This window comes from Nitrososphaera sp. (assembly GCF_050748925.1).
Taxonomy (GTDB): domain Archaea; phylum Thermoproteota; class Nitrososphaeria; order Nitrososphaerales; family Nitrososphaeraceae; genus Nitrososphaera.
Map to the genome: position 1 here is coordinate 1 of NZ_JBOGQF010000065.1, position 9,880 is coordinate 9,880.

Here is a 9,880-nt window from a genome sequence, read left to right on the forward strand (position 1 = left end):
CGCAGATGAATACCTTGCCGGTCATGCCTTTTTGTTCCACTCCTCCACCGCCTCGCGCCAGCCCTCTGCCAGCTCGCCTGCGCCCTGCTTTAGCAAAATGTCAGCTACCCTGCCTCCGAGCTTTTCAGCGCCAGCCACACTCCCTGTTTTCGCTACCTTGATGTTTTTGCTCCCGTCTGCCGAAAAGACGCTTGCGTACAGCGTCAGCTTGCCGCCCCTGGTTACTGCCACAGCGCCGAGCGGGAACCTGCAGCCGCCTTCCACCTTTTCAATGAGGGCCCGCTCGGCTGAAATCTCGGCCCGTGATTTCGGGTCCTCGATGCGCCTGAGCAACGTCATCGTCTTTTTGTCGTCGCGCCTGCACACTATTGCGATGGCTCCCTGGCCGGGCGCCGGCACAAAGTCGCGCACGCCAAACCTCTCTACTATCACGTCCTTCATGCCTATCCTTCCAAGCCCGGCCTCCGCAAGCACTATGGCGTCGTACTCGCCGGCGATGACCTTTTTGACCCTCGTCTCGACGTTGCCCCTGATCGGCTTTACCTTCAGGTCCGGCCTCGCCCTTGCCAGCTGCACCGCCCTGCGCAGGCTGCTGGTGCCGACCACCGCGCCTGCCGGCAGCTCGGCAAGTTTCTGCCCTTTGTCGTTTACCAGCACGTCGTTTGGCCTTGCCCTCCTTGGTATGCACGCGACCACCAGCTCTTCTGCCATGTCGGAAGGGACGTCCTTTAGGCTGTGCACGGCAAAATCCACTTCGCCCTTTTTCACGGCCTCGTTGACTTCTTTCTCAAAGATGCCCTTTTCGTCCATCGTGAACAGCGGCCTGCGGTCGACGTCTCCTTTGGTGCTTATCGTCACTATCTCGAATTTCGCGCCGGGGTTTGCCTTTTTGAGCGCGGCAATGGCTATTCCCGTCTGCGCTAAAGCAAGCCTGCTTCCCCTGGTGCCGACTCTAATGAACTTCATTTCTGTCCCTTTATTTTTTTGAACGCGTCGCCGTACGCCTCGACTGTCCTGTCCACGTCTTCTTCGTCGTGCGCGTACGACACAAAGCAGGTCTCAAACTGCGACGGCGGTATGAACACGTTGCGCTTTAGCAGCTCGTCAAACATTTTCCTGAATATGGCTGCGTCGGCCTTTCTGGCCGAGGCCTCGTCCCTCACCTTCTCTGCCGTGAAAAACAGCTGGTACATGGAACCTATCGAGTTTATCGTGCAGTCGACGCCGCCGACGTCTTCTAGCTCCTCCTTTATCCCCTCGACGATGCTGTCGCACGCCCTTGCCGCCTGCGGGTAGACCGCGTCCTTGGCTTCAACTAATGTTTCAAGCGTCGCAATGGCGGCCGACACAGAGACCGGGTTGCCTGCAAACGTGCTTGCCTGGTACACCCTGCCCGCAGGGGCCAGCTGCTGCATTATCTCTTTTTTGCCCGCAATCGCGCCCACCGGAAAGCCGTTGCCAAGCGCCTTTGCAAAAGTCGCCAGGTCCGGCTTGATCCCGAAAAACTCGCCTGCGCCCCCGAGCGCCAGGCGAAAGCCAGTCACCACCTCGTCAAATATCAGCACGACGTCGTTTTGCTGCGTCACCTTGCGCACCTCGCTCAAATAGTTCTTGTCAGGGAGCACGAGCCCGATGTTGGCAAGCACCGGCTCTATTATCACGCACGCCGAGTCCTGGTTCTTCTCTATCGCCCTTTCAAGCGCGGAAGGGTCGTTGTACGGCACGACCCGGGTGTGCGCAGCCGACTCTTCAAGCACGCCCTCTGACCCTGGCAGGCTTGCGGCGCCGGACCCCGCCTTTACGAGCACATAGTCGTGCGCGCCGTGGTAGCCGCCGTCAAATTTTATGACGTCTTTTTTCTTTGTAAACGCCCTTGCGAGCCTGATTGCGTTCATCGTCGCCTCAGAGCCGGTGTTGACCGTCCTGACCATCTCGGCGCAAGGCACGAGCTTTGAAATCATCTCGGCCAGCTTGATCTCTTTTTCCGTCGGCGTGCAGTACAGGGTGCCCTTTTCCATCTGCGACCTGGCCGCCTCGATGACTGAAGGATAGCCGTGGCCGAGAAATATGGCGCCATAGCCCATGCAATAGTCTGTTAGCGTCTTGTGGTCAGCCGTGACCAGCTTGCTTCCTCTGGCAGAGACTGCAAAGAACGGGTAGGGCTCGTAAAAGCGCACGGGGCTGTTGACTCCGCCGGGCATGACCTTTTTCGCCCTGTTGTGCAGCTGCTCCGACCTGGCCACGGCTTTTCTGCCGCATCTGCACTATAATAATTTAGTCACTCTACGCTTGCATTGCATGACAAGAATGCGAGCAGGCATGATATCTTTGATCCTTATCCTGCTGTGTATGCAGGCGCCTTTTGTTAAAAATAGTTGGCACTGTAGGAAATCGCGATCAGATCCACAAAAAATGAAAGTCAGCTCACGATACTCGTTCCCCAGGGATTGTCAACAGCAACAAGCCAACGCCCGTCATTTTGCCTCCGCAGTACATCTGAAGAGGTTCCGCTCATCTCTACCAGTTTGCCTTCAGGGGAAGTGCCTACCAGGGTCCACCTGGAAGAATAAAGCGCAACACCTCCTGCCTCTACCACTTGATGGGCTCCTCCCTTGAGCGAAGGCTTTAATGAAATGAACCCTTGGAGTGCTGTGCGAACCGCATCTCTCCCCCGAGCTATGTTTCCCGGTTGCGCGATAATGACGGCCTCGGGCTCGTAAAAACCTAGTGCGGCATCGATATCACCTTGGTTAATGGCTTCAATCAGATTTTTTACGGTGTCTGACGGGCTTGGTTGTCCCATATATGCGGCACGGCGTCGAAACTAATAAACCTCCACGTTCTTGACAGCGTCGAGTTTTTGTCGGCTGGAATGAGAACCAAAGTCACGCTAATTAATCCCTGCAGCCCTTCAACTGTCGTGGCATCTTTTTCGGCCCTCATGGACGAGTTTCGCTCAAGCGTGGCGCAAAACCGCGACGCCCTCATGGCGATGGCGAAAAAGAACCCTCACATGGCGTTCCAAAAGGTCAACGAGCTGGCGCTCTTCATAGGGTCGCGCCACAATGTGAACCTGCAGCTGCATTTCCCGGTGCCGGCCAGGATTGCAGACGTGGACAGGTACGGCACAGAAAACGTCGGGATAGTGGTGGACAAGTTCCGCCGGACGTTTCCGATACCCCGGGACAAGGTAAAGCAAAAGGCGTCAGAGATGCTGGGCCCTGAGGCGCAGGCGCAGGACGCCTACATGTACGAGGGCAAGGAAGGAGTCAAGGTGGTGATGCCTGCCGGCAGGCTGGAGATCCTGCCCGGCTCGATACACCTGTGGTGCAACGTCGACGGCGACTCGGTCAGGTCGTACGCGGACTGGCTGATGGAAAATGTCTACCTTGCCAGCCCGACGAGCTCGTAGCTGTACAGGGGCTGGTCGGCCTCGTCATAGACTTGTGCCTTTACAGGGAACGGCAGGTCCTTTACGATCCAGATCTTGCTCGTGTTGTCCTTCAGCTTGTAGCTCAGAACGAACGCATCAAATGTGCCGGCCGGCGTCTCGACCGTTTCCTGGCCTGTCACCCTGACGACGGTCGAAGTGGCGCCATAGAATATCGTGTTCCATGGCGCGCCGACCTTTAGGTACTTGTCGCGCCCTCCATAGTCCATGTCTCTTATCGCAAGTATCGACGATTCGATGGGCTCGATGAACGGCCTTGCCGATTCTTCAATCTGGCCTTCCTTGGTGAGCCGACTTGACAGTAGCACTTCAGTCTCTACCGGCTGCGTAGAAGTGTTGTTGTATATTGTAAACGCCGTGAGCCACTCGTCGCCCTGCTGGTCAAAGCTTATCGAGACATCCGAGCCGACAAGCGCCGTGCTCGGGCCTTTGGCGTCAAGCGTGTAATCCAGTTTCATGCCGTCGGCGACCGCCTCGCCGACAGTGTAAATGTCCTCGCCAGAAGGGGGGTCAAGCAAGTTGCCCCCTCCGCCGGAAAAGCCGCCTCCAAAGGCGATGATGCCGACGCTCACGCCTATGCCGAGCGCGGAAAATACTGCTACCATAAGTGCGACCTGCTGCTTGGGTGTCACGTGTACGCTTCATTCTGAACCCTATTTATAGAATCTCGGTCTTTTGCGGCTGGTCGTCAATACTGAAAAAAGGGGATGCCAATAGGATATCCACCTGGCATGTATATCTCTAGAATTGAATAGGGAGATCTAAAATACAGAACAGTCATGGAAACGAGAAGGAACGATACAATGATCAGAGACTTTCTTACTTTTTGATACGACCATCTTTTCTCAAACATCACTATGGAGAATCCTGTAATCCCCAATACCGTGCCAAAAAGCGCCGAAATGATTGAATCTCTGTATAGCTGATCAGGAAAAATTATGCGTCCGCCAAGATATTGGTTCTTAATCTGCTCTTCCAATTCTTGATATTCTCTTAGAGTCGCCCGATACACAATTACGCTCTGGTATGCTAGCACAGCAGCAAAGACAAAACAAGTAACAACTGCAAATTTTGCTAATTTGTCCGTGCTGATCTATCGCCGAGCTTGTTTATTTGTCCATCCTTATTATCCTGTCCCACAGCTTTTCCGGCACTGGCATCACCGACAGCCTTGATATTCTTACAAGCTCCCAGCCTGCAAACGCGGGGTCGGCCTTTACCTGCTCCAGCGTCACCGGTTTTGCAAGCCTGCCAGCCGGCCTTACGTCGACTATTGTAAGCGACCTGTCTTTTGGATCAGGGTACGGGTCTGAAATTATTTCCATGATGCCTACCGCCTGCCTCTCGTCGCCGGTGTGGTAAAAGAGCGCCCTGTCGCCTTTCTTAACCGACCGCAGGTGCTTTAGCGCAAGGTTGTTTGCGACGCCGTCCCACGCTGTTTTCCCGTCCTTTTCCAGCTGCTGATAGTTGTAGGTCGACGGCTCTTGCTTGAAAAGCCAGTATGCCATGGCACCGCCATGGCGCCGGCAAATATAAGTTACAGAGCAGTCGCCTAGAATGCATTGAAGCCAGTCCCGCCAATCGACCGCCTAGCAGGCATCGGGTGCTACTGCACCGACTTTGCCGGCGTCGGGGGCGCAATCAAGCAGGACAGCGCGGATTTCAAGGTATCCGAGATTGTGGGCGATCTTGACTTTGCGCAGTCATACGGTGGCCCATACCGGTATCCGCTGTACCTGCTGGACAAGGCCGGCGTGGACTCGAACCACGCGCTCTTTGAAATAGAAAAGGAGCACAGGGTCCGGCTGCGCGTCATGGGGATAAAGGACGCCCGGGCCACGACGCGCCAGTACGCCGGCGCGCAGCACGCGTGGAAGGACCCGCCACGGAAGCTTGTCACCCGGCGCACGCGCATAATGCTGCAGGGCTTTACGAAAAGGCCGATAGGAAGGGAGTCGCTTGCGGGAAACGAGTTTGAGATATCGATACGGGGCTGCAGGGGAAGCATCGACAACTTTGTGCCCGAGATCGGCCGCATAGCCAACTTTTACGGCCTGCAGCGCTTTGGCAGCGAGCGGCTGGTGACGCACCTTGTGGGAAGGGCGATAATAAAGCGCGACTTTGCCCTTGCCGCAAAACTGTTGCTCTGCCACACCACCGAATATGACAGCGAGGCGAGCAGGGAGATCCGGAGCAAGTGCGAGGATCCGGCCAACTACCAGCAGGCCTTGAAGATCATGCCCCGCGGGATGGACATTGAGCGGCAGCTGCTCTCCGCGCTTGCCGACGGCAAGGACGCTATATCCGCGCTCAGGGCGGTGCAGATAACCATCAGGCGCCTGTTCGTGCAGGCGTACCAATCTTACCTTTTCAACCTGTGCCTCAGCAGGGCAATCGCGGCAGGCGAAGAGATCGCGTCCCCAAAGCCGGGCGACCTGTGCTTTGAGATGGAAGGGCCCGCGACCTTTGGCAGGATAATAAAGTTTGACGCGCAGTCAAAGGCCCTGCAGGTCCCCGCGGTCAGGATGGCCGGCTATACTTTCCAGCCCGGCAAGGGCAGGTTTGAATCGATAACAAGGCAGTTGCTGGAAGAAGAAGGCGTTGTAGCCCGGGACTTTTACGTAAAGGAGATGCAGGAGCTGAGCCAGCAGGGAGGCTTTAGGCAGGCGCCGCTGTGGTGCCGCGACTTTTCCCATCGCGACTCCACAGTGTCGTTCAAGCTGCCCAAGGGCTCGTACGCCACCACGCTCTTGCGAGAACTGATAAAGCCTGAAGACCCGATAAGGGCCGGCTTTTGACGGCTGCAAAAATTCTGCAGACCGCTGCAAACCACAATAATGCTACATCCCCATCCTGCGCTAGCTTTATTTCCTGCATGTTGCAATAGCAGTCCTGGCTATGGCATTAGCCTTGGCGCGAGCCTAAACCGCCCTTTTGCAAAGGTGCTGATAATGCCTACCAAAAAGGAGCGTGGTGGGCACACATGATGAAAGGAATAGAGTTTGCATTTCTCGCCGTCGGGGCAGTAGCGGGCGCTTTTGTCAGGTACAGGATGGCAGAGTCGCCGCTGATATTTGGCACGCTGCCGGTCAACATTTTGCTTGTCAATGTAATGGGAAGTTTCATCCTTGGCGTATTTTCAATTCTGGCGGTCCTGTGGAACCTGGATGTCCGGTATTCGCTCTTGATTGCCATGGGATTCTGCGGCTCGCTTACCACGATGTCGTCGTTTGCCCTTGAGACTGGCAACATGATTGACAACAGGCAGTTTGGCAACGTTGCGCTGAACATACTCGCAAACGTCGGGCTATCTATAGGTGCTGTCATGGGAGGGAGGTCGCTTGCCGGCCTTGTCATAAAAGGCGGGCTTGATTGAGTGCTACCACAAAAATCTGGCCTCTGCATTTCTTAACAATATATAGCGCCTGATGTCATAGCGTCAAGTGCTTGGGGACCGCGACCTGCGAGGAATGGTTGACAAGGCGTTTGACCGGCTTTATGACGACCTGAGCATCAAGGTCGACAAGAAAAACAACGACCGCATCCACGCCTACGAGGCGGCGCACTGCACCCGGCTTGCGTATTACGAGCGCAAAGACTCGCTGCCGCCAGACAACCCTGACAAGATCTCTATACTGCTGAGCCACGGCATGAGAAAGGCACTCAGCAACGTCCGGGCCGAATACAAAGCGGACAGCCTAACACTCGAAGTGGATGCCGACATGCTGGTAGGAAACGAGTTTGTCGTGCGCTTTGAAGTGGTGCCACAACTGCCGGAACTCCCGCATCCTCGACACATGTTATACTTGAATGCTTGCCTGTTTGCGCTCAACAAGAACGACGGCTTTTTAATCTACATGACTGCCGACGGCAAGACCGTGCAGTTTTCGATAACCAAGAACAACCGGATGTTTGAGGAAATCATTCGCCGCGCCCGCGTGCTCAGCACGCTCTTGAAGGACGGCAAGGTCCCGATAGTCGAGCCTTCAGACCTGTGCCTCAGCTGCAAGTATTATTCGCGCTGCTATGCCCGGGAAAAGATAAAGGAAGAAACCGCGGACTTTATCGCCGACTTGTTTGGCAAGGGCAAGCCAAAGTAAAAAAGGTGGGGGGCTACTCCCCGTGGCCTGCAGTCGCGCCAGGAGCAAAGCCCTTGCTGTACCTTCTTCCCCTTGCCCCAAAGATGATGCCAACAAGGACGACGAACATCCCTATCGTCACGGCAAACATGAACATTTCTTCCGCCATATCGCTATCTGTTTGCCCAAAAGTTATTATGCTTTTTCGTATCGCTCGGCGCACGACGTGATATTAACATAAAACCTCAGGGAAATGTCAGGCTAAAGTCCTTCTCTTCGGCAATGGTGTTGAGAGCGGCAGTCACCCTGTAGGCGTACGTGCCGCTTACGACAAATGACGCGTCGCCGGAGACCATCTTGTCCCACGCCTCGGAATTGCTACTCTTGCGTTCTACGACCGTGGCGTCCGGATCCCGTACCGTGACGGTGGTGCCTGATACAATGACTATCAGCCTGTCCGAGCCTGCCACCAGCCCCTCGCCCACCCCTCCCAGGTCGCCTATGGCCATCTGCTCGCCGTCGACTGTGACGTCGTAGTGGATGCTCTCGAGCACAAGCGTCCCGTTGTTTGGGTTCTTGACGGTAAACGCCACCAGCATCCTCGCCGTGTCGTCGCCTGTCCTGGTCGCATTCACGTCCTTTAGCACGACGGCAGGAGGCAGCACGGTGACCTGGGGCCTGTCCTGGCTGCCGGCCGGAAGGACAGGGCCGCTGCCAAGAAGGAAAAACACTGCCACTGCCACCACGGCAATGCCGCCGGCGGCAGCGTATACTAGCTTGTTCACTTGCGGTTCTTGCCTGTGCTCGGCCGTTTAAATCTGTCGCTTGCACAATGCTTATACTTGCCTGCAGGTGAAAAAAAGCCGGTTGCAGTACCACAAGGCGGCCCACTTTGGCAAGCAGAGGGCGCAAAAGGCGCAGATGAAGCTCTTCGACTATGCCGGCTTTGCCCTGCTCACTTATACGATAAAGCAGGCCAAGGGCGGCTTTGAGCCCGTTGGCGAGGAGGAGCTTGCGGGCAAGATGACGAGGGGCGACGAGGCGATGCTCTTTATCTGCGACAAGGAAGGATATGCCAAGGCCCAGTCCAAGCCGCTGCCGATACAGCAGGGCGAGGAGATATTTAGAAAAATGGTGGCAGACGGCATGCCGGAATATTCCGGCGAAATCAAGACCGTCTCCTAGACCACTATCTGCGTCCCGGATGTCTTGCCTGACAGTATCGCGCTCTTGATTACGGCCGGCTCTGACCTCAGCACGATGGTCGGGATCTTGGACCTCTCTATCACCTTTAGCGCGACGATGTCCATCAGGTCATAGCCGCCGGCCATCGAGTTCTCGCCGCCGAGCAGTTCCCTGCACTGCTTGGTCGTTATCTCTTTGAACAGCCTCGCCTTTTTGTTGGACCGGGGGTCCGAGTCGTAGATGCCGTCGACGTCGGTCGCGTTCACGAACCTCTTTGCGCCCACCTTTTCCGCAATCAGCGCGGCAGTCGCGTTGGTGCTCTGGCCCGGGTGCAGGCCTCCGGTTACGATTACCTTGCCGCTTGCTGCCGCCTCGGTCACCTGCTCAAGGTCCGCGGGCACTGCGGGGTGTGCCTTTTTGCCAAGCGCCGCTATCAGCAGTTTTGCATTGAGCCGGGAAACCTCGATGCCCATGATGTCGAGGCTCGCCTCGTCAAGGCCAAAGCCCCGCGCGATGCCGATGTAGTGGCGGGCGACCTTGCCGCCGCCTGCGACGACTACCGGCTGCACCCTGGCCGCAAGTTCGCCCAGCATGGCCGCGTATTTCTTGATGTCGTCGCCCTCGCCGCTGAAAACCTTGCCGCTCAATTTTATTACTATTCTATCCTTGCCTGCCATGCGCCCTGCCCGCTCCCATGTTCATCGACTCTTGTTCTCCAAGCACCTTTTTAACGGATCGCTCTACCCTTTGCCGGTTCTCGGCAGTGGTGTATACCCGCAGCATGTCGAAAAACCCGGATATCGCGTCCACGAGCGGCATCTCTGACACCGGAAGCTCGTCGACGCCTTTCTTGTCTGCGACAAGCACGGAATACATCTCCTCCTTGCTCGGGGTCAGCGGCATCGACGACGCGCGCGACGCGTCCAGAAAGACATACCTCCTGTCGACGCCTGCAGCTGATGCTATTTCCTCCTCTATGGCCGAGAGCGCCTTTCTATCCATCCGCTTGTGCCTGCCGCGCTTGTACAGGAACTTTTCATAAACGCACTTTAACAGGCGCCTGTCGCGATAGTCGCCGGCAAGCTTGCCAGCAATCCCGCCGGCAGTCAGAAGCCTCTCCAGCGTCGCCTCGTCCGTGATTGAGAGATAGTTTTCAAGCGACGTG

13 protein-coding genes, 1 pseudogene and 1 riboswitch are annotated in these 9,880 nt (G+C 56.3%); of the genes and pseudogenes, 5 read left to right on the forward strand and 9 right to left on the reverse strand.

Annotated features, from left to right (window positions below; all coding sequences use genetic code 11):
* Positions 1–21: 21 nt before the first annotated feature.
* The 3 genes from hemC to ACREAY_RS06810 all read right to left on the reverse strand — a co-directional run bounded on the left by hemC (position 22) and on the right by ACREAY_RS06810 (position 2,803).
* Positions 22–966: a hydroxymethylbilane synthase gene (gene hemC / locus ACREAY_RS06800; protein WP_431755011.1), complete on the reverse strand. Its 945-nt coding sequence runs from the start codon at positions 964–966 to the stop codon at positions 22–24.
* A complete protein-coding gene (locus ACREAY_RS06805) occupies positions 963–2,243 on the reverse strand; it encodes an aspartate aminotransferase family protein (protein ID WP_431755012.1) in 1,281 nt (426 codons plus the stop codon). Before ACREAY_RS06805 ends, hemC begins: the two co-directional genes overlap by 4 nt.
* A gap of 176 nt (positions 2,244–2,419) precedes the next feature.
* A complete protein-coding gene (locus tag ACREAY_RS06810; protein ID WP_431755013.1) occupies positions 2,420–2,803 on the reverse strand; it encodes a YybH family protein in 384 nt (127 codons plus the stop codon).
* Positions 2,804–2,920: 117 nt separating this feature from the next.
* On the opposite strand from ACREAY_RS06810, the gene ACREAY_RS06815 reads away from it, so the two are divergent.
* Positions 2,921–3,412: a hypothetical protein gene (locus ACREAY_RS06815; RefSeq protein WP_431755014.1), complete on the forward strand. Its 492-nt coding sequence runs from the start codon at positions 2,921–2,923 to the stop codon at positions 3,410–3,412.
* On the opposite strand, the gene ACREAY_RS06820 is transcribed toward ACREAY_RS06815, so the two are convergent.
* Positions 3,385–4,083, reverse strand: coding sequence for a hypothetical protein (locus ACREAY_RS06820; RefSeq protein ID WP_431755015.1), 699 nt, complete (start codon positions 4,081–4,083; stop codon positions 3,385–3,387). The genes ACREAY_RS06815 and ACREAY_RS06820 overlap by 28 nt on opposite strands.
* Positions 4,084–4,560: 477 nt before the next feature.
* A complete protein-coding gene (locus ACREAY_RS06825) occupies positions 4,561–4,959 on the reverse strand; it encodes an EVE domain-containing protein (RefSeq protein WP_431755016.1) in 399 nt (132 codons plus the stop codon).
* Positions 4,960–5,013: 54 nt separating this feature from the next.
* On the opposite strand from ACREAY_RS06825, the gene ACREAY_RS06830 reads away from it, so the two are divergent.
* The 3 genes from ACREAY_RS06830 to ACREAY_RS06840 all read left to right on the forward strand — a co-directional run bounded on the left by ACREAY_RS06830 (position 5,014) and on the right by ACREAY_RS06840 (position 7,551).
* On the forward strand, positions 5,014–6,249 hold the full coding sequence (locus tag ACREAY_RS06830) for a tRNA pseudouridine(13) synthase TruD (protein ID WP_431755017.1): 1,236 nt from the start codon (positions 5,014–5,016) through the stop codon (positions 6,247–6,249).
* 87 nt (positions 6,250–6,336) lie between these two features.
* A riboswitch (Fluoride riboswitch) is annotated at positions 6,337–6,416 on the forward strand.
* Positions 6,417–6,434: 18 nt separating this feature from the next.
* Positions 6,435–6,827 (forward strand): fluoride efflux transporter CrcB, encoded by a 393-nt coding sequence (gene crcB, locus ACREAY_RS06835; protein WP_431755018.1) that lies wholly within the window; start codon positions 6,435–6,437, stop codon positions 6,825–6,827.
* A gap of 67 nt (positions 6,828–6,894) precedes the next feature.
* Entirely contained in the window at positions 6,895–7,551 is a 657-nt protein-coding gene (locus ACREAY_RS06840; RefSeq protein ID WP_431755019.1) for a CRISPR-associated protein Cas4, read from the forward strand.
* A gap of 13 nt (positions 7,552–7,564) precedes the next feature.
* On the opposite strand, the gene ACREAY_RS06845 is transcribed toward ACREAY_RS06840, so the two are convergent.
* The gene (locus ACREAY_RS06845) at positions 7,565–7,699 is read right to left on the reverse strand and encodes a hypothetical protein (RefSeq protein ID WP_431755020.1); all 135 of its coding nucleotides are present in this window, start codon (positions 7,697–7,699) and stop codon (positions 7,565–7,567) included.
* Between the two features lie 76 nt (positions 7,700–7,775).
* The gene (locus tag ACREAY_RS06850) at positions 7,776–8,315 is read right to left on the reverse strand and encodes a hypothetical protein (protein WP_431755021.1); all 540 of its coding nucleotides are present in this window, start codon (positions 8,313–8,315) and stop codon (positions 7,776–7,778) included.
* Positions 8,316–8,397: 82 nt separating this feature from the next.
* On the opposite strand from ACREAY_RS06850, the gene ACREAY_RS06855 reads away from it, so the two are divergent.
* The gene (locus tag ACREAY_RS06855; protein WP_431755022.1) at positions 8,398–8,715 is read left to right on the forward strand and encodes a hypothetical protein; all 318 of its coding nucleotides are present in this window, start codon (positions 8,398–8,400) and stop codon (positions 8,713–8,715) included.
* Here the strand turns inward: ACREAY_RS06855 and pyrH are convergent.
* Both pyrH and ACREAY_RS06865 read right to left on the reverse strand, forming a co-directional pair.
* Positions 8,712–9,392 (reverse strand): UMP kinase, encoded by a 681-nt coding sequence (gene pyrH / locus ACREAY_RS06860; protein ID WP_431755023.1) that lies wholly within the window; start codon positions 9,390–9,392, stop codon positions 8,712–8,714. The two genes, ACREAY_RS06855 and pyrH, sit on opposite strands and share 4 nt — an antisense overlap.
* Positions 9,376–9,880 (reverse strand): annotated as a pseudogene (locus ACREAY_RS06865) (hypothetical protein); the annotation flags it as partial. The gene pyrH and the pseudogene ACREAY_RS06865, both read right to left, overlap by 17 nt.

What these genes read in the sequence shown, in the direction of transcription:
- hemC (WP_431755011.1), bottom strand. Translation starts at nt 966, where the DNA reads ATGAAGTTCATTAGAGTCGGCACCAGGGGAAGCAGGCTTGCTTTAGCG.
- ACREAY_RS06810 (WP_431755013.1), bottom strand. Translation starts at nt 2,803, where the DNA reads ATGGGACAACCAAGCCCGTCAGACACCGTAAAAAATCTGATTGAAGCC.
- ACREAY_RS06825 (WP_431755016.1), bottom strand. Translation starts at nt 4,959, where the DNA reads ATGGCATACTGGCTTTTCAAGCAAGAGCCGTCGACCTACAACTATCAG.
- crcB (WP_431755018.1), top strand. Translation starts at nt 6,435, where the DNA reads ATGATGAAAGGAATAGAGTTTGCATTTCTCGCCGTCGGGGCAGTAGCG.
- ACREAY_RS06845 (WP_431755020.1), bottom strand. Translation starts at nt 7,699, where the DNA reads ATGGCGGAAGAAATGTTCATGTTTGCCGTGACGATAGGGATGTTCGTC.
- pyrH (WP_431755023.1), bottom strand. Translation starts at nt 9,392, where the DNA reads ATGGCAGGCAAGGATAGAATAGTAATAAAATTGAGCGGCAAGGTTTTC.